The sequence below is a fragment of the Candidatus Desulfosporosinus nitrosoreducens genome (genome assembly GCF_030954495.1).
In the GTDB taxonomy this organism is placed as follows: Bacteria; Bacillota; Desulfitobacteriia; order Desulfitobacteriales; family Desulfitobacteriaceae; genus Desulfosporosinus; species Desulfosporosinus nitrosoreducens.
In genome coordinates, this window is the sequence record NZ_JAVHUW010000066.1 from 48,934 (window position 1) to 70,260 (window position 21,327).

Genomic DNA, 21,327 nt, shown 5'->3' on the forward strand with positions numbered 1-21,327 from the left:
TTGACAAAGAAGTCATTCCCTGTATATACTTTAGAAACAATGAGAATTATGTAAAACCAATGAGAATATGTGGTTTTTTAGCCCGAAATAAGCAGGGTGGTCATTCGAAGATATCTCGTCCCTGACAATTTATGTAGGGATGGGATTATTTTTTATCTCGATGGAGATCTCAAAGGAGTGTTAATAATGTATACAGGTAATGAATTAAGGGACATGTTTCGCAAGTATTTTGAGGAAAGAGGACATAAAATCCTGCCAAGTGCTTCCCTCATTCCCAAAGACGATCCAACCTTGTTATTAACCGTTGCAGGCATGGTCCCCTTTAAACCATATTTTCAACGCCGCGTTGAGCCTCCTTTTCCACGAGCCACGACAGCTCAGAAATGTGTTCGCACTCCTGATTTAGAAGAAGTCGGAAAAACCGCGCGCCATCATACATACTTTGAAATGCTGGGAAATTTTTCCTTTGGTGATTATTTTAAAAATGAAGCCATTCCCTGGGCCTGGGAATATATTACTCAAGTTCTGAAAATTCCTGCCGAAAAACTTTGGGTTACTATTTATCCCGAGGATGCAGAGGCCAAGAGTATTTGGGTGGAGAAAGCAGGCGTCAAGCCGGAAAGAATCGTCGGAGATCCGGAGAATTTTTGGGCTGCCGGCCCCACAGGTCCCTGTGGTCCTTGTTCGGAAATTTACATAGACCTCGGTGAAACCAGAGGATGCGGTAAGCCCGGCTGCAGCGTCGGCTGTGATTGCGACCGCTTTCTGGAAATCTGGAATTTAGTATTTATGCAGTACAATCGGGATGAAGCCGGAGTGCTGACTCCGCTGCCCAAACAGAATATCGACACCGGAATGGGGTTAGAACGGATTGCCTCAGTGATGCAGGGGGTAGAGACAAACTTCGATACGGATTTGTTCCGTCCGATCATTGATTTTGTTGCCGGTCTCGCCGGCATAGCCTATAAGGAGAACCCCAAAAGCGATCTGGCCCTGAAGGTGGTAGCCGATCACACACGGGCTGTTTCTTTTATGCTGGCAGATGGCATCCGGCCCAATAATGAAGGGCGTGGCTATGTACTGCGCCGTATTTTACGGCGGGCGGTGCGCTATGCCAAACTTCTTGGAATTGATAAGCCGTTTTTAGAGTCTGTTTTTCGAATTATCCAAAGAGATTACGCTCATGCCTATCCGGAACTTAAAGAAAATGAGAATTTTATTGTCAACCATTTAAATTTGGAAGAAAAGAATTTTCAAGCTACCTTAGAGCAAGGGACGCAAATGCTGCAGGAAAAGGTCAAGGGACTTTTAGAGCAGGGGGGAACTGTGCTTGCGGGAACGGATGCTTTCTACCTTTACGAGACCTACGGTTTCCCGGTAGAGTTAACTGAAGAAATGCTGGAGGAACATGGCCTTGCCGTAGATATGCCTTCGTTCCAAGCTGCGGCTGAAGAACACCGCCAGCGGGCTAAGGAGCAGTCGCAACAAATGCGCGCTGTGTCCGAGAGTCCCGCTTTGGTTCAAAAGGTCAAACAGCTTGGGATAACGCCTTTTGTAGGCTATGACAAGATATCCAGTATGGCAAATATCGAGGGTTTGTTTGTCGCCGGGGAAGAAAGGCAGGATGCCGGTGAAGGAGAAGAAGTCACCATTTTCTTGTCGGAAACCCCGTTTTATGCCGAGAGCGGAGGTCAAGTCGCGGATGGAGGTGTTCTGAGAACTTCACGGGCTGAGGCACGAGTTCTGGATGTGAAAAAAGGTGTCACAGGCACTTTGTACCATCGCGCTCAGATCGTGACCGGGGTTTTGCATGTCGGGGAAACGGTGGAAGCGGTAGCAGATCAAACCAATCGTCTGGCAACAACCCGGCATCACAGCGCCACCCACCTTTTGCAAGCGGCTTTGCGTTCCGTCCTTGGAGAACACGTTCAACAAGCAGGATCTTTAGTGACTCCGGAACGCTTGCGCTTTGACTTCACCCATTTTTCCCCGCTTACGCCGGATGATTTGAGAGCGGTTGAGGGTCTGATTAATGAAGCGGTCCTGAAGAATATGCCCGTAGAAGCGACGGAAATGTCCCTTGATGAGGCTAAGCAAAGCGGTGCTACCGCACTTTTCGGAGAAAAATACGGCGAGACTGTGCGGGTTGTAAAAATGGGCACATTCAGCAAAGAACTGTGTGGCGGAACACACGTGCAGAGCACCGGGGAAATCGGGATGGTCAAAATTCTCAGCGAAGGGGGAATTGGGGCAGGTTTGCGGAGAATCGAGGCAGTGGCAGGTTTAGAAACTTTGGCTTATCTTCGTTCCCTTGATGAGCAAGTGAGTGAGGTTGCTCAACTCCTTAAAGCACAACCGGCCGATATAGGCAAACGAGTCGGCGGGCTTGTCGCTCAAGTTAAAGATCTGGAACGGGAACTTTCCCATCTCCAGGCCAAACTTAGCAAGAATGAAGCCGAGGGCTTACTGAGCCGCGTCGCTGAGGTTGAAGGAATTCCGGTGCTTGCCGCTCAAGTTCAAGCTTCAGATATGGAAGGCCTTCGTCAAATGGCCGATCTTTTGCGCAGCAAACTTCCTACTGGAGTGCTTGTTTTAGGAGCTGTCAGTGAAGGAAAGGTAAACTTTGTGACAGCTGTCAGTCCAACAGGTTTAAGTGGGCTTCATGCCGGACAGATTATTAAGGAAGTAGCTAAAATCACAGGAGGCGGCGGCGGCGGTCGTCCGGATATGGCTCAGGCGGGTGGGAAAGATCCCAGTAAAGTTGGCGAGGCTATAGATCGGGTACCGGCAATCCTCCGGGGATTTTTGCAGAAATAGAGGAGAAAGAATAGGACAGTGAGAATATATAACTAGTAGGTTTAGCAAAGGACGGCGAAAGGGGGACAGGAAATGGATCGTATGGAAGAAACCATGATGTTTAAGGCTGTAGGTGAAGATGTATCCGCTCGTGATGTTTTGCAAAAAGTTTATGCTGCTCTACAAGAAAAAGGATATGACCCTATTAACCAAATGGTGGGCTATTTGATGTCGGGTGACCCTGTTTATATAACCAGCCACAATCAGGCTCGGTCAATGATTCGTAAACTTGAACGCTTTGAGCTGATCGAAGAACTTGTTAGGTCCTACTTGCAGGAGAAATAAAATGTTTTTATGGCGACGTTACAACTCCGCATTACCCAATCGTGGTGCGGAGTTCGTTGGTTTGGGCTTAACCGGGGAAGGAGACAGAGATGAACCAGGTTAAACTAGGGCTGTGGGGTCCGGCAGTTTCCGAGATTTGCTTCGGCAGTCTGGCAATTTCTCCTTTGCAAGGGCGAGTCACGGCTGCTCAAGGAACTGAGGTTTTAAAGTACGCTCTTGAACAAGGCATAGACTGGATCGACACAGCGGAGATTTATGGCAATTATACTCAAATAGCTCAGGCCACGAGGAATCATCCCCAAGCCCGTATTGTCAGCAAGTCTTATGCGGTTACGGCTGAAGAAATGCGGAAAAGCTTGGAGAAGGCGCGTTCAGAACTAAACAGAGACGTTCTTGATTTCTTTTTGCTGCATGAACAAGAAAGTGCTTTAACCCTGAAAGGGCATTCCGGAGCTTGGGAAGAGCTTTTGCGGGCTAAAGAAAAGGGTTTGGTACGCTGGATCGGGATTTCGACCCATGCCGTTGAGGGAGTTCGGGCCGGTGCTCTTCAGCCGGGTCTTGATGTGATTCATCCTATTTTAAATCACCAGGGTTTGGGAATTATTGACGGATCTCTTGAGGATATGCTAAGTGCCCTCTCTTTTGCCTCAGAAATAGGTATCGGGGTCTATGCCATGAAAGTGTTTGGCGGCGGACACCTAAGCCAAGATCCCCAAAAGGCCATGGATTTTATTAAAAAGATTTCGAGTGTACAAGCTATGGCTTTGGGAATGTCGAGCCAAGATGAGGTGGATTACGATCTTCTTTTAGTCTCAGGCCAAGAAATTCCGGGCAATTTGCGCGAGAAGGTCAAACACAAGCCGCGAAAACTTTACATCGCGGATTGGTGCGTTGGCTGCGGACGCTGCCAAGAGGCTTGTCCTCAGAATGCTTTGCATGTTGAGAAAATTGCCGTGGTAGATCAGGAGGCCTGTGTCCTTTGCGGCTATTGCGGCAGGGTTTGTCCGCATTTTTGCTTAAAGATAGTGTAAAGGCGAGGAGCGGGCGATTTTCTTGGAGCCTTTGGTTTGGGAAATCGCCTGGACTCCGTTTCGCGCTTGGTAGAGGGGGAATTTCTTTGCGGATTATGGGCCTGGATTTTGGTTCGAAGACAATTGGGGTGGCTGTAAGCGACGCTTTGCTTTGGACGGCTCAGGGGGTTAAAACAATTCGGCGGTCCCGAGAAGAGATTGAAGAGCTGCGCAAGGTGATTGAGGAATATGAAGTAGGGGAAATAGTCATTGGTTATCCCAAGAATATGAATGGAACTTTAGGGCCTCGTTGCGCTTTGACGGACGAATTTGTGGAGCGGTTGCGTGCGGAGTTTGGACTGCCGGTTGAACTATGGGACGAACGTCTAAGCACCGTGGCGGCCCAGAGAACGTTATTGGAAGCGGACATGTCGCGCAGTAAGCGGAGACAGGTAATTGACAAAATGGCGGCGGTTTTTATTCTCCAAGGATATTTGGATCGGCGAAATCTAAAAAAATCTTAGCCGGCGCTGATCGGGTAAAAAATATTTTCACTTGCAACCTTGAATATTTGACAATCATTACCTACAATAGTACAATGACCATATTCTTAGATAAGAGGTGAATCAGATGACCGACAATACCCATGACCATGAGCACGATGCTGAGGAATTTGATACAGTCGTTCTCACAGATGATGAAGGAAAAGACCATGAGTTTCTTCATCTTGACACCTTAGAATTAGAAGGCTCGACCTATTTCGTCTTGATGCCTATTTCGGAGGAAGATTCCGAAGATGAAGATGCTGATGAAGCTATTATTCTAAAACTCGGCAAAGATGCCGAGGGAGGCGAAATGCTGCTGGATATCGAAGATGATGAAGAATGGGAAAAAGTAGCGGATGCCTGGGAAAATTTAGTGGATTCCGAAGAGGACTAATAAGAGAATTGTAATGTTGTTTCTGAAATGACAGGAAACCTCGCTGAGAATGTTTTTGCAAGGTCTTCTGTCATTTTAGTTTTAATCAGGAAATTATTTATTTAGATTGTGAATATTAGGATGAGAGTGTGTCAGCGGCACACTTTTTTTGTTGTCTGTTAAGATCATTCCGATTCTAAAGAATGAGCTCAGCTAAAGTAAAGGATAACTCAACAAATGCGGCAGACAGATTCTTCGGCCCCATGCTAAGTTTTAGCCAAAACAATAAGTTTATTTGCTAAAGAATTAAATCTTGTCGATAAACCCTGTATTTGACGGAAATACTAAAAGCACAAAAGTGGAGGTGAGGGAATTGAAGAGTTGTAAAAAAGTAAAGTTATATAGTTTATATTTTTTAAGAATCTTGTTGAGTATCATATTGTGCTGGTTAGCAGCGGGGTGCAGTCCGTTCTCTGGCAATTCAAAGCTAAATTCCCCAAGCCCGTCCACTCAAAGTGCTGCAGACCGTCAGGATGCCACAGGTAACGGCGATAAAACGCTTGCTCGGGGAACTAAAGTGGATGATTTGGATTTAAGCGGTACACCTGTTGCGGAAGCACCCACGAAAATTGAGAACTGGGCAAAGGACAAGCTGGAAGAATCTCGTGTCCTGTTGTACAATGAAACGGAGATTCCCGTCACCTTAAAAGAACTGGGTTTTGATTTAGATACCGAAAAGACTTTGGCAGGAACTCAAGGTAATCCCAATACAATAACGCCTAGCGTGCTGAAAGTGAATTCAGTGCAGGCAAGCCAAGCCCTAGAGGAAAAACTGAAGAAATTCAGTCAACCTGCTAAAGATGCATCTTACAAGATCGAGAATGACAAGGTTATTGTTGCGCCTGCCCAAAACGGTCGTGCGCCGGATGTCGACCAGCTAATAAGCGATCTGCAGAAAGGCACTTTATCCGAGGTGCCTCAACAGATTAAGGTTCCCATGACAGAAGTTCCCGCTTCAGTTACCACGGAGAAGGTTCAGTCCTTGGCCTTCGATTCTGTTATTGGCGAATTTTCCACGAAATTTGCTGTTCAGGAGACCAACCGTTCGGCAAATTTAACTGCGGCGGCCAAGGCTTTAGACCGTCAGATTATTCAGCCGGGAGCTACCTTTTCTTTTAATAAGACGGTAGGACCTCGGGAAGCTGAGAACGGTTACAAAGAGGCTTACGTCATCATTAATGGTGAATATGTTAAGGGAACCGGCGGGGGTGTGTGTCAAGTATCCTCGACCCTTTACAATGCCGTTTTGCTAAGTGACTTAGAGGTTGTGGAACGAAGGCCTCACGATGTTGCCGTCACTTATGTTCCGCCGGGTCAGGACGCTACGGTCAATTATCCTAACATTGATTTTAAGTTTAAGAATAACACCGGCAGTTTGGTTTATTTGCGAACTGATGTTAAATCAGGGGTACTGACGGTTCGGCTGTACGGCAAAAAGACAGGGCAAACCGTAAGTCTTGAACGGAAAGTAGAGAAGGTAACAAAATATAGGACAGAAAGGCGTAAAGATTCAAGTCTGCCGAGAGGAAGGGTCGTTGTGGATCAAATCGGCAGCAAGGGGATTGTAGTAAATGTTTGGAAAATAAAACGGGATGGGACAGGGAATGTGACCAAACAGTTTTTGGGCCGCAATTCTTATGCACCGGCCAATCGTATTTTGAGGATTGGAATTTAGGTTGTCTGGGCTGTGGAAAGAGAGAGTGTAGAAATGTGTCCGCAAAGAAAAAGAGTGGAGGCTGGCACGCGGGAATTATTTTTCTCGCCTTAATAGGGACGTTAGGCCTTTTATTATGGTGGTCTTGGGCTTCAGAGCCTTACTCCGCAGCGGGAAATAGCGTTAAGGTTACTATCACTTCCGGAACAACAACGGATCAACTGGCCGACGAGTTGGAACAGCGTCACGTCATCCGAAGTGCTTGGCTATTTCGCTGGTTAATACGATCGCGGCATGGGAATTTTAAGATGTATGCCGGAGACTATGAATTAGCCCCCACTATGACACCTGACGAAATTATTGAACGGTTAATGAGTGGTGCGGAATTTTCAGATTCGATTCGGGTTACGATTCCGGAGGGATTTTCCACGGAACAGATTATCGCGCTGCTCGTGCAGAAAGGATTGGGAACAAAGGAGGCCTTTACAAAAGTAGTTGTCGAAGATACCTTTTCCTATTCATTTTTGGCAGGGGCCCCCAAAGGGATTCATCGTTTGGAAGGGTTTCTCTTTCCCGATACTTACTTCATTGACGCCAAGGCAAGCCCTCACGCTGTCATTGACATGTTTCTGCAACAATTTGCCAAGAAACTTACCCCTGAGGTGCAAACTCAGCTGGTCGGCAGAAAACTCACGGTTCTTCAATGGGTAACTTTAGCCTCATTGATTGAAAAAGAGGCGGTGAAGGAATCTGATCGTCCCTTAATTGCCTCTGTGTTAATAAATCGTTTGAAAATCAATATGCCTCTTCAGGTTGATGCAACGATTCAGTTTCTGCTGGGTACCCCGAAACCCAAACTATATAATAAGGATCTGCAAATTCCTTCCCCATATAATACCTATCTCAACCGCGGCTTGCCTCCCGGGCCGATCGCCAACCCGGGAGATGCCTCTTTGCAAGCGGCGTTGAATCCGGCTAATACGGATTTTCTCTACTATGTGGCCAAAAAAGACGGCTATCATGCCTTTGCCAAGACATATCAAGAACACTTGAAAAATATAAAATTGTATCAATAGAGGCAAATCTGCTGAGGAACCCGGTTGGGTTCCTCAGTCACTTCCGTACCATTAATTTTTTAATGGCCTGATCAAGCCCTTCAAGGGTTAATTCATACATGGGAAAGATGTCGCGTACCCTTTTTATGGTTTGATTGCCATGAACATGTTCCCAGTAGCGTTCAGAAATCGGGTTGAGCCAGACGTTGTGAGGAAACTTCCGAGCTAAACGCTGCAGCCAGATAATTCCCGGTTCCGTATTTCCTATATCCCAAAAGATATTGCCGTCGCTCATCAGGAGTTCGCTGGGGGCCATGGCCGCATCTCCGATGAAGATGGCCTTGTAATCAGAGTGAAGTGACCGTAAAATATCTTCCGTTTTGACGGCTTTGCGCGGATTGCAGCTTGCGTCCAGGTACAATAGGTCATAAATACAGTTGTGGAAATAATAAAACTTAAGATCCTTAAAATGGGACGATTTATGCACAGCCGAAAAGAGTTGGCTGCAGATTCTGGCATAGGGAATCATGGAGCCGCCCGCATCCATCAGGACAATTACTTTGACGGTATTCTTGCGCGGCCTGGTCCAGACGAGCTTTAATTGTCCGGCATTCTTACAGGTTTCCTCAACGGTGTCTGCCAAATCAAGCTGATCTTTGGCTCCATCGAAACGGGTGCTAAATTGACGCAAACGACGTAAAGCGACCTCAAACTGACGAACTCCCAAGGTAGCGTCGCGGCGGTAATCCCGGTAGTTTCGCTCGGCGGCTACTTTGACAGCCGATTGCCCGTGAGACTCTCCTCCAATCCGTATTCCTCCGGGGTGAAAGCCGGAGTGGCCAAAAGGTGATGTCCCTCCGGTTCCGATCCAGGTGTTTCCTCCGTGATGGGGAGCGTCCTGTTTGCGCAATCGTTCTTCCAAAGCAGTTTTTAAGTGATCCCAATCCGGCAGACCTAATTTTCTCAGGAGTTCATCGCGTTCAGCTTCGGAAAAAAGTTTTGCCGGGAGTGGGTTAGCAAGCCATTGGGAGACTTGATCCAATAACTGTTCCGGGGTCTCGATTCCTTGAAAGTATTTTTGAAACGCCAGGTCGTACTGGTCAAAGTGGCTTTCGCTTTTTACTAAAACAGCCCGTGCCAGGTAGTAAAGGCCTGATAAGCTTGAATCAGCCAAGCCAAGACTAAGGGCCTCCATCAAGGTCAGCCATTCTGTGATAGAAACGGGAACCCCCTCTTGCCGCAATTGGTAAAAGAAATTGGCATACATCGTCGTCACCAACTGCGCTTAGCAGCGCGAGCCGGATTTTCTATTCCCCGCGTATGCAATTGTTTTAAGGCCAGGTCAAAGTCCTGATTCTTTTTTAATAACGCTCCCAGGAAAGGTATTTCCTGAGAGATTGTCTCCGGATCGATTCCGCCGATCGTTAAGGCTTGAACCCAATCCAAGAGCTCGCTGGTGCTCGGCTTTTTCTGGAGACCGGAAATACTGCGCAGCCAATAGAAGGATTTTAAGGCTTCAGCCAGAAGTTGTTTTTCCAATTCGGGAAAATGAACGTGTACGATCTCCTCCATCATCTCTTTGTCAGGAAAATCGATATAATGAAAAATGCAGCGCCGCAAAAAGGCGTCGGGGAGTTCCTTCTCCGCATTGCTTGTGATAATTACAATCGGTCTGCAGCTTGCTGCAATGGTTTCGCCGGTCTCCGGTATGTAAAAATTCATCATATCCAATTCCCAGAGTAAGTCGTTGGGGAACTCCAAATCCGCTTTGTCAATTTCGTCAATTAACAGTACAATCTGTTCCTTGGATGCGAAGGCTTCTCCCAGTTTACCCAGCTTAATATACCGTTTAATATCGGAGACGTTTTGCTCGCCAAATTGGCTGTCGTAAAGACGCTGGACTGTGTCATAGACATAAAGGCCGTCCTGGGCTTTGGTGGTAGATTTAATGTTCCAGATAATCAAGCGGAGACCAAGGGAACGGGCAATGCTTTCGGCCAAGACAGTTTTGCCTGTACCCGGTTCTCCTTTTATTAAGAGCGGCCTTCTTAAAGCAACGGAAATATTAACACTGTTGCGAAGATCGTTGGAAACTATATAGTCATCGGTACCCTGAAAAATCAGATGATCGGACATATGAAAATCCTCCTCCCTCTCTCAGTAAATTTTACCTGATATCTCTGTTATATCCAATAGCTTGAGGCAATAATATGACTGATTTCTGATAAGAGATTTTTTGCCGAAAGATTTGTTAAAGGATAGTTAGAAAATATCTCCGATCCTCATTTGAGGGGACAAACCATTTGAATTAGGGTATAGTATTTCATGTAAACCGGTTGAATTAATTGCTTATAATTGTGTACAGATTAAAAAGTTAGGGGAATCTAAATGAGAAAACCAGAATTACTGGCTCCCGCGGGAGATTGGGAAAAGCTAACATATGCTCTGGCTTACGGAGCGGATGCGGTTTATATGGGCGGTCAGGCCTTTGGTCTGCGGGCTTATGCGGGAAATTTCAGCTGTGAAGAAATGAAAAGGGCGGTTCATTGGACTCATAAGTGGGGGAAGAAGATATATATTACGGTTAATATTTTTGCGCATGAAACTGACTTTGGAGAACTTCCCACTTATTTGCAATTGTTGGAGGCGTTGGAAGTGGATGGGGCTATTGTTTCAGATCCGGGTGTTATTGCTTTAGCCCGGGAAGCAGCTCCGCGGTTACCTTTGCATTTAAGTACCCAGGCTAACAGTACGAATTCTTATGCGGTACGCTTTTGGTTAAAACAGGGGATTGAGAGGGTTGTTCTGGCCCGGGAGCTTTCCCTTGCTGAGCTGCAGATAATGCGGTCGAAGACGGAAGGCGGGTTGGAGATTTTTATCCACGGCGCGATGTGCATGTCTTATTCAGGCCGGTGCTTATTAAGCAACTACTTGACTGGCCGAGATGCCAATCGCGGGGAATGTACTCAGCCTTGTCGCTGGGGGTATGCCCTGGTTGAGGAGAAGCGGCCGGGAGAAGTTTTTCCTATAGAGGAAGACGAGAGAGGGACGTATATTTTTAACTCACATGACCTATGTTTGCTGCCTCATTTGCCGCTGTTAAAACCCCTTAATCTGGACAGTTATAAAATAGAAGGCCGTATGAAAAGCGTTCATTATGTTGCCAGTACAGTCAAAGTCTATCGAGAGGCAATCGATACCCTCTGGGATGAAGGAGAAAAAGCTTTTCAAGTGAAGCTTCCCCAATGGTTGGAGGAAATGGATAAAGTCAGTCACAGGGATTATTCGACAGGTTTCTTATTCGGCAAACCGGGAGCTGAATCACATAACCTGGAGACCTCCCACTATGTTCGGGAGTATGATTTTGTGGGAGTAGGATTGAGTGAGGAGAAAGCGGAAACACTGCCGGTGCTTGGGGAAGGAAACACAGCCTGGGTTGAACAGCGGAATAACTTTAAGTCCGGAGATGTTTTGGAAATTTTGACGCCTGAGGGGGCAGCTTGGTCTTTCACGGTGCAAGAGATGTGGGATGTGGACGGGAATCCCCTGGAGGTAGCTCGTCATGCCCAACAAAGGATTAAGATGGCAGTGCCGAGGAATATTTCTCCATACAGTATCTTGCGGCGGGCAAAAGATAAGAAGTAGGTGAGCGTGATGAGCGAATGGAGCAGAGGTATGGGTATGAAAGCGTCAGGTCATGCGGGTTCTCCATTTACGGATGCCGACGTTATTATTAAAGCTCGCTTAGAGCGAGCGGAGATGCAAATGCTAGACAAACTTGTTGAGGGGTTAGGTCATTTGGGTGTTGTGACGACTACAAATAAAGCCTTAGGAGAAGTAATGATTCAATCGACGCAACAATGCTGGCCGGATTTAAAAAAAGCTATCGAAAATATGCCGTTTAAAATTGAGTTTATTTGAGCGGTAATTTGAACTTTGTTTAAAGGTGAATTAATTAAGGGGGTAAAGTGCAGGTGGAATCTTTGCTGGGCTTGAGATATGAAAATGCTGATTTGATTGTCAAAGCACGCGTAGATCGGACAGAAATCCAAATGTTGTGCAAATTGGTTGAGGGGTTAGGCCATTTAGGAATTGTCACAACCACGAATAAGGAGTTGGGAGAAGTGATGATTCAAACGACGAAAGATTGTTGGCTGGAATTGAAAATAGCCATAGAAAATATGCCGCTGGAGGTTGAATGGTTTTAGCGCCCTGTAAATTTCCAGCAAATCTTATTGACTGAAATTATAATTATAGGTTACTATTAATACGATTGCAGAATAGTCAATAGGCCTAAAGTCCTGCTATTTTGGGTCAAATGAAAAAATGGGCGAGCTTGATGAGGGGGCATGACGGAAATATCCCAAGATTTAGAAGCCAAACGAGCAAAGGGAACGCTAGCTTGGCTGATCGGAACTGGCGTGTTTGTTTTGGAGTGCGCCGCAGGTTATTACTATAATGTTTATGTCGGGTATTATCATAGCGATGGAATCAGCCGAGTTGCCAATGCGTTTTACGTCTTATACAGCCGAAACCCTCACTTGGGGGCTATCGGATTTGTGTGGAACCCTCTTCCGAGTATGGTGGATTTGATATTTTTACTGCTCTATCCCTTGATTCCGGCGCTGGCTACAAAGGGAATTGCGGGGCTACTGATGAGCGCATTGTTCGCATCTTTGACAGTAAGTGTGTTAGTCCGGGCTTTTATTAACCGGGGACTTTCACCTTGGTATGGTGTTTGCCTGACATTGCTGTTCGCCCTTAATCCCATGATCTTCCTGACAGGATTTAATGGTCTCAGTGATGCGCCATTTATTTTTTTTATAATCCTAAGTATCGTAGCTTTTTTGAATTGGGTTGACGCCCATGAATTAGGGGATTTAGCGGTATCAAGTTTTGCTGTCGCCACCGCCTTCTGGTGCCGCTATGAAGCTGTACCCTTTGGATTTAGTATTATTGTCAGTTGTGTTATTGTTACAATGTTTATAAATAAGGTTCCCAAACCTCACAGTGAGGGGCGCTTTCACTATAACTGGTCGAGAGCGGAAGGAACGCTGGCGGTAATAGTTACGCCACTTTTGTATTCCATTATTTTGTGGATTTTGCTGAACGCCATCATCATGCATAACCCCCTGAATTTCTTAAACGGGGACTATACCAATACAGCTCAGATTCAAGGACATTTAAATGATTCCATATATGCCGTTATGCTTAACAATCCCCTAAAGGCTAGCATGTTTGCCTTTACAAAAGTCTTGATATTCTCAATCCCTCTCCTAGCGATCCTAATTTTGCGTTTGCTTAATCGCCGTATCTTGCGCTGGGATACTTTAATCTTAATTGGGATGATTGTTTCTATTCCCGTACTGCAAATCATAATGTTAATGAAAGGTACTTCCCTTGGCTGGTTAAGGTATTTTCTGTATGTTTTGCCGGTATCCTTTGCCTGGCTGCCCTACGAATTAAGCAAAATAAAAAACAAGTGGCAGATGGTCATTCCTCTGATAGCGATGTTATTAAATTTAGGTGTACTTTCTTACGTCATTACCCAACCATTAATCGCGCCGGATGAGAATACGTTTTTACAGAACTCATTTGGTCAGCATAATCAAACGTATTATGATCAAAAACAAGATATTGAAATAGCGGAGTATTTAGATCAAAACTATCCTTCCAGCAACATTCTGGTTGATTCGTTTTCCGCATATTTAATCATTTTAGAAAGTAAATTTCCCAAGCGTTTTTATATAACCAGTGATTACTTTTTTAAAAACGCAGTTTCTCATCCTCAGGAATATAACATTAACTATCTGCTGGTTCCCAAGCCCGGCTCGGCGTCAGTCCTTAGCGCTATTAATGATGCGTATCCTAATCTATATTACAATGGATCTGATTGGGCGGAGCTGGTTAAAGAATTTGGGACAAGATGGCGGTTATATAAGGTTATTAAGTAATATCAACGTCCTAAGTACCTCCAAATGAAAATTTCAACAGGGGTAAGAAGGTATGGCTAAAACGATTGGAGATTTAAGTTCCCGGCGACCGGGCAAGATGCTGATATGGCTGACAGGAATTACCGTGTTCGTACTGGAGTGTGCGGCAGGTTATTATTACAACATCTATGTTGGATATTATCACGGTGATGGCATTAGTCGAGTCGCAAATGCATTTTACGTCTTGTACAGCCGGGAACCCCATCTTGGGGCCATTGGGTTTGTATGGAATCCCCTGCCAAGCATGGTGGATTTGGTATTTTTGCTGTTCTATCGCTGGATACCGGCGATGGCGACCAAGGGAATTGCGGGTCTGCTCATGAGTGCGATATTTGCTTCTTTAACCGCGGCCGTTTTAACCCGGGCTTTTATTCAACGCAATCTTCCGTATTGGTGTGCCGTTCTTTTTCCCCTTTTATTTTCTCTAAATCCTATGATTTTTTTATTTGGCTTTAACGGTTTGAGTGATGCTCCGTTCATATTTTTCATAATAATGAGTATTATAGGTTTTTTAAATTGGCTGGATGGAAAGCAGCTAGGTGACTTGGTGGCAGCGGGCTTTGCTTTGGCTTTAGCTTTTTGGTGCAGGTACGAGGCGGTACCCTTTGGTTTCAGTATGTTTCTTGGCTGTGTCATTGCCACAATGTGGTTTCAAAGAGACATCATCCACCCGGATGAAGGCCATTTTCACTATAAATGGTCGCGAACAGAAGGAATGCTGTCGGTAATAGTGCCACCTCTCCTTTATTCCGTGATTGTATGGATTTTGTTAAACTGGATCATTATGAACAATCCGTTGTATTTTTTAAACGGAGAATACTCCAATACTACTCAAGTTCAATCTCAGTTAAGCAATACTATATATTGGGGAATGATTCACAGCCCAATAAAGGCGTCTCTCTTCGCTTTTAAGAAAGTCCTAGTATTTTCCGGGGTCTTGATATCCATTCTAATCCTCAGGCTGTTTAACCGCCGCCTTGTTCAATGGGACACCCTAATTTTGCTTGGCATGTTTTTCTCCATCCCAATGCTGCAAATTATTATGTTGACGTCAGGCACAACCATGGCGTGGCTGAGATATTTTATGTATGTTCTGCCTATATCGGTGGCCTGGCTGCCCTATGAGTTGAGCAAGCTTAAACGTAAATGGCAGATTGTTATTCCTTTAATTGCAATGTTAGTCAGTTTTGGTTTGCTTTCCTATGCTATTACCCAGCCTTTAATTGCCCCTGATGAAAATACTTTCTTAAAAAATTCATTCGGAAATCACGATGGAAAATACTATGATTGGCAGCAAGATATCGAAATAGCTAAATATTTGGATGAGAACTACCCCGGTAAAATTATTTTAGTTGATTCATCCTCTGCATTTTTTATCATTTTGCAAAGCAAATTTCCCAAAGATTTTTATATAAATAGTGATAAGAATTTTAAAAACGCTATATCAGATCCGATAAAATATAACGTCGACTATGTTCTTATACCTAAGCATAATTATCCTTGGGGGATAAGTGTAATAAATCAAGCCTATCCTAATCTATATGATCACGGCGCGGATTGGGTAGAGCTTGTCAAAGAATTTGGGACTGATTGGAGATTGTATAAGGTTAGCAAAAGTACGGAGGGACATTAGTAATGAATCCGTTAGAAATTGAGGTATCTGTAATTATTCCTATTTGGAATGAAGCTCAGCATCTGAGCCAGTCACTTAAGACAATTGTTGGATTCATTCGGCAGGCTACTTCATGTTTTGAGTTAATTGCCGTGGATGACGGATCAACAGACGAAACCTGGAGTGTACTTGGACTTGCCCGGGCTGAAATTCCCGAATTGGAAGGTATTCGGCTGAGTAGGAACTTTGGAAAGGAGCGGGCGCTGTGCGCCGGGTTAGAACATGCCAGGGGACAAGCCGTAATTATTATGGACGGTGATCTTCAACATCCGCCGGAGCTAATTCCCAAGATGATCGAGCAATGGCGCTCCAAGGGGGTTAAAATTGTTGAATGCGTTAAGAAAGTGCGAAGTAAAGAGACCCTGGGTTACCGGCTCGGCACCAAGATCTTTTATGGCCTTATCCACAAATTGGCAAGGCAAGATTTACATGGAGCCAGTGATTTTAAACTTTTGGACCGGCAAGTTGTGGAAGCATGGGCTAAAATGCCGGAACGCATCACATTTTTTCGCGGTATGACCGCTTGGTTAGGCTTCGCTCGAACAGAACTTGAATTCGAAGTGGCCCCTCGTATCGGCGGTATGACAGGTTGGAATCATATAACACTCGTCAATTTGGCTCTCCATGCTATTGTAGCCTTTACTTCCTGGCCTTTGCGGCTTGTCTCCATGGTAGGGATGATCTCTTTTGTTTTGGCGATCATCCTCAGTATTCAGACGATTTATATGAAAATAGCGGGGATAGCGGTAACTGGTTTTACAACAGTGATTCTCTTATTGCTTTGTATGAACAGTATGATTATGCTTAGTATCGGCATCCTGGGAGAATATATTGCGGCTATTTATGATGAAGTTAAAGGAAGACCGAGATATGTTGTCAGCCAAAGAACTTGGGAGGATTCAGCAGATAGGGATATCTTGAAGCACAAGGAAACAGATATGGTTAACTTTAAGACAGGTTCCTATTCTCTTTCGGCGCAAAATAATATTACTTTATAACTAGGTGGTAGCTATGCAAACAGAAAACCCTTTACGTTTAGGTGACATCTTGGTTCAAAAGGGTTTCTTGACAGAAGAACGGCTAACGAAGGCCCTTAATCATCAGAAGGTTTATGGCGGAAGATTAGGAAATATATTGGTTGATTTTGGCTGGGTAGAGGAAGATGTGATTCGCGAGGTATCCCAACTGGTTCCTAGAAAATTGAAGCTCGGAGAAATTCTCATTCAGAGAGGTATTTTGACAGAAGAGCAATTGAGTCTTGCTTTAGAGTTCCAACAGAAAAGTGGCGGCTTATTAGGTGATATTATTCTCTCGTTAGGTTTGGTAGATGCTCATACCCTGTTTAGTATTATCGCCTCTCAACAAGGCTTGGGCCGAATCGGATCTCAGTTTGCAATTTACTCTTTGAAAATTCCCGAAGAAATAGCCCGTGAATATCAGGCGATTGTAGTGCACACCAGCCTCAATCAAGTGGTAGTTGCTGTGGCCAAAATTCTAACTGAGGATCAGGTTGAGTATTTAGAATTGACGCTTGGTTATAAAGTTGAGCAGGTTTTGGCCTCGCACGCGGAATTGGAATTACTCTGGAGACAGGCCTATTCCAATGAGTTGATGACCATTAGCATTAAAAAATTAGCCTTGGATAGCCCTGACCAGTCTGCACGCACCGTGTTTACGAGACAACAATTTATTGGCATGGTCGGCATTTTGGTTATCGTGATAATTGGAATGTATATTGATCCTTTCAGAACAGTTCTGATTGTCAACATAGTTATTCAAATAGCCTATTTTCTTGTCTCTTTATTGAAGTTTTTAATGATTTTGCGCGGAACCCGCCCCACCTCCCAGATACGAATTTCCGATGAGGAAGTCGCGGCTGTAGACGAACGCTCTCTTCCGATTTATACCATTCTGGTACCTATGTATAAAGAGAGCCGTGTGATTCGAGAATTGGTGGAAAATCTGGAGCGGCTTGATTACCCTAAATTTAAATTAGATATTCGCTTGTTGATAGAAGAAGATGATATAGAAGCCCAGGAGCTTCTGCGTTCCATGCAGCTGCCGTCTTACTATACAACTATTGTAGTCCCTCACTCCAAGCCTAAGACAAAGCCGAAGGCGTGCAATTATGGCTTAATTCACGCCAGAGGGGAATATGTGGTTATCTATGATGCCGAGGATAGACCTGAGCCGGACCAGTTGAAGAAAGTGCATATAGCTTTTACCCGAAGTCCTGTCTCCTGCTGTTGTATTCAAGCTAAGCTGAATTATTTTAATAGTGAACAAAACTTGCTTACTAGGTGGTTTACACAAGAATACAGCATGTGGTTTGACCTGTTATTGCCGGGATTAATGCAGTTGAATATCCCCATTCCGCTCGGCGGAACCTCAAACCACTTCAAAACCGAGAGCTTAAAAAAGCTTAACGCTTGGGATCCTTACAATGTAACGGAAGATGCGGATCTGGGGATTCGCTTATACGGACAAGGTTACACAACGGGAATCGTTGATTCGAGGACTTGGGAGGAAGCGAATAGCCGCACTGGAAACTGGATAAGACAGAGATCACGTTGGATTAAAGGGTATATGCAGACTTGGTTCGTCCACATGAGATCTCCACTGCGTTTATGGCGTCAAATCGGAACTCGCGGAATGCTGGGTATGCAGGTTATCGTTTTAGCAACGCCACTTCTACCGCTAATTAATCCATTTTTATGGATGTTAATTGTCTTATGGTATTTAACCCGCAACCAATTGATACCGATGATGTTCCCTGGTCCAATTTATTATATTGCCGCGGTAGAGCTTGTGATCGGAAATTTTCTCTTTGTTTTCAGCAATGTAGCCGGTGTATATAAAGTCATCGGTGAACTACACGCGAAAAATGATTTTGCTCTTTCGTTTAGGCTTATTAAATATGCACTTTTGACACCAATTTATTGGATGTTAATGAGTGTAGCAGCATATAAAGCAGCTTGGCAATTAATTTTTAGGCCTTTTTATTGGGAGAAGACGGATCATGGTCTGGCAAACAAGGTTGATGACAGCGTATATTCTTTTTTTGAAAATGACGCCAACATGGATGCATGATTTTAGAGAGCGGGGGATGTGGTACTAATGGGTGTTTCTAAGGAGCCGGTCTCCCAGATCGTTCTGATAATTCGCTATGGGCTAGTTGGCATATTCGGTACAATTCTTCATTTTTCCAGCGTTATTGGACTTGTTGAATTGGCTCATATTGATCCGGTTGTAAGCTCTGTCGCCGGCTTTTTGTTGGTCTTGTTGGTGTCTTATCATTTAAACAGCGTTTGGACATTTCGCACGACAGATCAACAAAAACGGCGCTTTTTTTATTATACGTTAGTTTCGCTGATTGGACTTGGCTTAAACACTACCATCATGTTTATAGATGTCCATGTACTTCGCCAAAGTTATTTGTATGGCCAATGCTTAGTAGTCGTAGTAGTTCCCATAAGCAACTTTTTTATGAACCGTAAGTGGACTTTCCGCGCTGCCAGGAAAAAGGAAGAGTGAAGTAATTATTAAGCTATGAAAAAAGGGGATTTAGTCAATGAGAATAGTTTTGCTTTCCGGTGGTTCAGGAAAACGGCTATGGCCATTATCCAATGATTCGCGCTCGAAACAATTCCTCAAAGTATTGGAAGGGAATAGTGGCGGGCACGAATCAATGATCCAACGGACCTGGAGTCAACTAAAAGCAGCAGGCCTGGCTGAGTCGGTTATTATTGCTACCAATAAATCCCAAGTGAATATAATTCAGAGTCAGTTAGGTGAATCTGTAGAAATGGTTGTCGAGCCGGCGCGGAGAGATACTTATCCGGCAATTGCTTTAGCGGCTGCTTATTTGGCTTCGGTCAAACAGGCCAGCCTAAGTGAAGTGGTTGCTGTCGTCCCGGTAGATTCATATGTGGCCGATCATTTTTTTAATTTGCTTAAAAAGCTGGAAGAGATTCTGAGAGCAACAGAGGCTGAGCTTGCTCTCTTAGCAGTTCAACCTTCTTACCCTTCGGAAAGGCATGGGTATATTGTACCTGAGTCGAAACAGGAAGGTAATGACTGTATAAAAGTTAGCTATTTTAAAGAAAAGCCAACAAGGGAGCAAGCCATAGAATTGATAACCCGGCAGTCACTATGGAATTGCGGAATATTTGCCTTTAAGTTAAGTTATGTGCTTTCTAAGCTGGAAGAGAAAGGGTTACCTGCGGATTACCTGAAACTGAGAAAAGGTTTTGCTGCCTTACCTGAAATAAGTTTTGATTATGAAATTGTTGAAAAAGCCAAGGACGTTATCGCTCTTCCTTATGAAGGAGAGTGGAAAGACCTAGGGACGTGGAACACTTTAACGGAAGAAATACGCACACCTATTATTGGCAATGGAATTTTAAGTGAAAGCTGCCAAGGTTCCCACCTCATAAATGAGTTGGATGTCCCGGTTGTCGTTGCCGGGTTGTCAAATATTGTGGTTGCGGCAAGTCCGGATGGTATACTCGTATCGGATAAAAAGGCCAGTCCTCTAATAAAAGACTTGGTGAAAGGGATTAGTCAAAGGCCAATGTTCGAGGAACGGCGTTGGGGCTGGTATCGGGTATTGGACCATGTGAGATATGAAGATGGACATGAAGTTTTGACTAAACGAATTGGTATTTTGGCGGGGAAGAGCTTAAGTTATCAGGTGCATTATCAACGAAGTGAGACCTGGAGCATAGCAAATGGCGAAGGAGAGTTCGCCTTTGATGATGCAATTTACAAGGTCAAACCAGGGGATGTACTGCGTATTCCAGTTGGAGCCAGACACGGTATATTTGCCAGTACCGATTTAGAGCTTATTGAGGTCCAAACTGGGAAACAGCTGATAGAAGAGGATATTATCAGGATTTTCATGACCTGGCAAGAAGTCACTAGGCATTGTGAACAGACCCGAAAAGAAACAGGTTCGTGAATTTGTTAGGGAAGTAACTTTTGTTAAGAGATTTCGGAATGCTGAGCATCAAAATACCCCCGGCAATTGCTGGGGGCTTATTTATTTCAAAAAAAAGACCCTCTCAAGGAGGGTTATAGCGAAAAGGTGGAAATATGGGGAATTACGTTTATGTTAACCGCTAAATAGCGAGTAACAGCCATCAACTTAAATATCTTTGGTATGACTTAACTACTTTTCAGGGATAATTTTAATCCTAATGGATTAAAAAACAAATTCATTATAGTTAAGGAGATTATGAATAAAAGTTATATTACGTAATGTGGCAGTGAAATGTATAGTGCACAAAACAGTACCTTTTTAATATAAAAGATAAATTAAAGCGGGCAGAATTTAAAGATCTAAATCCTGCCCGCTTTGTATAGTTGTTTTAAAGTGAATTTCCTGGCTGTCAGCCGAACTGTTTTGTTGGCAATTTAGCTGATCATCTTAGCAATGAGCTCGGCGGGATCGACCACTCGAACTGTTTGCTTATCGCTGTCAACCTTTTCTTTGACGCCATCTTCCAGCATGGTGATACAGAAGGGGCAGTTGGCGCCGATCACTTCCGCATTCTTCTCCAGTGCCTGCTCAACCCTCAGGTTATTAACCCGCTGATGATTTTCTTCTTCCAGCCACATACGGCCGCCGCCCGCTCCGCAGCAGAAGCTCTTGTTGTGATTGCGGTCCATTTCCACGATCTCTACGCCCGGTACCATCTTGAAGAGCGCACGCGGAGCCTCAAATTCTTGTTGGTAACGGCCCAAATAACAGGAATCATGGTAGACGATCTTTTGCGGCTCAACCGCTCCTTGGGATTTGAGATTCAATTTGCCCTCTTTAATT

General features: G+C 44.5%; 19 protein-coding genes. 16 read left to right on the plus strand and 3 right to left on the minus strand.

Annotated features, from left to right (window positions below):
* The first annotated feature begins 186 nt into the window (after positions 1-186).
* The 7 genes from alaS to mltG all read left to right on the plus strand — a co-directional run bounded on the left by alaS (position 187) and on the right by mltG (position 7,859).
* The gene (gene alaS, locus REC12_RS18005; protein ID WP_308896861.1) at positions 187-2,817 is read left to right on the plus strand and encodes an alanine--tRNA ligase; all 2,631 of its coding nucleotides are present in this window, start codon (positions 187-189) and stop codon (positions 2,815-2,817) included.
* 72 nt (positions 2,818-2,889) lie between these two features.
* A complete protein-coding gene (locus REC12_RS18010; protein WP_308896863.1) occupies positions 2,890-3,141 on the plus strand; it encodes an IreB family regulatory phosphoprotein in 252 nt (83 codons plus the stop codon).
* Positions 3,142-3,230: 89 nt separating this feature from the next.
* Positions 3,231-4,172: an aldo/keto reductase gene (locus tag REC12_RS18015; protein WP_308896864.1), complete on the plus strand. Its 942-nt coding sequence runs from the start codon at positions 3,231-3,233 to the stop codon at positions 4,170-4,172.
* 86 nt (positions 4,173-4,258) lie between these two features.
* A complete protein-coding gene (ruvX, locus tag REC12_RS18020; RefSeq protein ID WP_308896865.1) occupies positions 4,259-4,675 on the plus strand; it encodes a Holliday junction resolvase RuvX in 417 nt (138 codons plus the stop codon).
* A 106-nt stretch (positions 4,676-4,781) separates the two neighbouring features.
* The gene (locus tag REC12_RS18025) at positions 4,782-5,090 is read left to right on the plus strand and encodes a DUF1292 domain-containing protein (RefSeq protein WP_308896867.1); all 309 of its coding nucleotides are present in this window, start codon (positions 4,782-4,784) and stop codon (positions 5,088-5,090) included.
* A gap of 343 nt (positions 5,091-5,433) precedes the next feature.
* Entirely contained in the window at positions 5,434-6,804 is a 1,371-nt protein-coding gene (locus tag REC12_RS18030) for a VanW family protein (RefSeq protein ID WP_308896869.1), read from the plus strand.
* Positions 6,805-6,839: 35 nt separating this feature from the next.
* On the plus strand, positions 6,840-7,859 hold the full coding sequence (mltG, locus tag REC12_RS18035) for an endolytic transglycosylase MltG (RefSeq protein WP_308896871.1): 1,020 nt from the start codon (positions 6,840-6,842) through the stop codon (positions 7,857-7,859).
* A gap of 37 nt (positions 7,860-7,896) precedes the next feature.
* On the opposite strand, the gene REC12_RS18040 is transcribed toward mltG, so the two are convergent.
* Both REC12_RS18040 and REC12_RS18045 read right to left on the minus strand, forming a co-directional pair.
* Entirely contained in the window at positions 7,897-9,105 is a 1,209-nt protein-coding gene (locus REC12_RS18040; RefSeq protein ID WP_308896872.1) for a vWA domain-containing protein, read from the minus strand.
* Between the two features lie 5 nt (positions 9,106-9,110).
* Entirely contained in the window at positions 9,111-9,974 is an 864-nt protein-coding gene (locus REC12_RS18045; protein WP_308896873.1) for an AAA family ATPase, read from the minus strand.
* A 252-nt stretch (positions 9,975-10,226) separates the two neighbouring features.
* Between REC12_RS18045 and REC12_RS18050 the strand changes: the two genes are divergently transcribed.
* The 9 genes from REC12_RS18050 (at position 10,227) to REC12_RS18090 (ending at position 20,463) form a co-directional block, all read left to right on the plus strand.
* Positions 10,227-11,483, plus strand: coding sequence for a peptidase U32 family protein (locus REC12_RS18050; protein ID WP_308896874.1), 1,257 nt, complete (start codon positions 10,227-10,229; stop codon positions 11,481-11,483).
* 36 nt (positions 11,484-11,519) lie between these two features.
* Complete coding sequence (locus REC12_RS18055) at positions 11,520-11,759, plus strand: DUF4911 domain-containing protein (protein WP_374214228.1); 240 nt, start codon at positions 11,520-11,522, stop codon at positions 11,757-11,759.
* A gap of 53 nt (positions 11,760-11,812) precedes the next feature.
* The gene (locus REC12_RS18060; RefSeq protein WP_308896878.1) at positions 11,813-12,046 is read left to right on the plus strand and encodes a DUF4911 domain-containing protein; all 234 of its coding nucleotides are present in this window, start codon (positions 11,813-11,815) and stop codon (positions 12,044-12,046) included.
* Between the two features lie 141 nt (positions 12,047-12,187).
* Positions 12,188-13,792: an ArnT family glycosyltransferase gene (locus REC12_RS18065; RefSeq protein ID WP_308896879.1), complete on the plus strand. Its 1,605-nt coding sequence runs from the start codon at positions 12,188-12,190 to the stop codon at positions 13,790-13,792.
* Positions 13,793-13,844: 52 nt separating this feature from the next.
* Positions 13,845-15,464 carry a glycosyltransferase family 39 protein gene (locus REC12_RS18070; protein WP_308896881.1) on the plus strand — a complete coding sequence of 540 codons (1,620 nt, stop codon included), beginning with the start codon at positions 13,845-13,847 and terminating at the stop codon, positions 15,462-15,464.
* Between the two features lie 2 nt (positions 15,465-15,466).
* The gene (locus REC12_RS18075; protein WP_308896882.1) at positions 15,467-16,501 is read left to right on the plus strand and encodes a glycosyltransferase family 2 protein; all 1,035 of its coding nucleotides are present in this window, start codon (positions 15,467-15,469) and stop codon (positions 16,499-16,501) included.
* A gap of 13 nt (positions 16,502-16,514) precedes the next feature.
* Positions 16,515-18,593 (plus strand): cyclic di-GMP-binding domain-containing protein, MshE-related, encoded by a 2,079-nt coding sequence (locus REC12_RS18080; protein ID WP_308896884.1) that lies wholly within the window; start codon positions 16,515-16,517, stop codon positions 18,591-18,593.
* Between the two features lie 27 nt (positions 18,594-18,620).
* Positions 18,621-19,037: a GtrA family protein gene (locus REC12_RS18085; protein WP_308896885.1), complete on the plus strand. Its 417-nt coding sequence runs from the start codon at positions 18,621-18,623 to the stop codon at positions 19,035-19,037.
* Positions 19,038-19,074: 37 nt separating this feature from the next.
* Entirely contained in the window at positions 19,075-20,463 is a 1,389-nt protein-coding gene (locus tag REC12_RS18090; protein WP_308896887.1) for a sugar phosphate nucleotidyltransferase, read from the plus strand.
* A 455-nt stretch (positions 20,464-20,918) separates the two neighbouring features.
* Here the strand turns inward: REC12_RS18090 and REC12_RS18095 are convergent.
* On the minus strand, positions 20,919-21,327 hold a 409-nt coding region (locus tag REC12_RS18095), incomplete at its 5' end, for a (Fe-S)-binding protein (protein WP_308896889.1).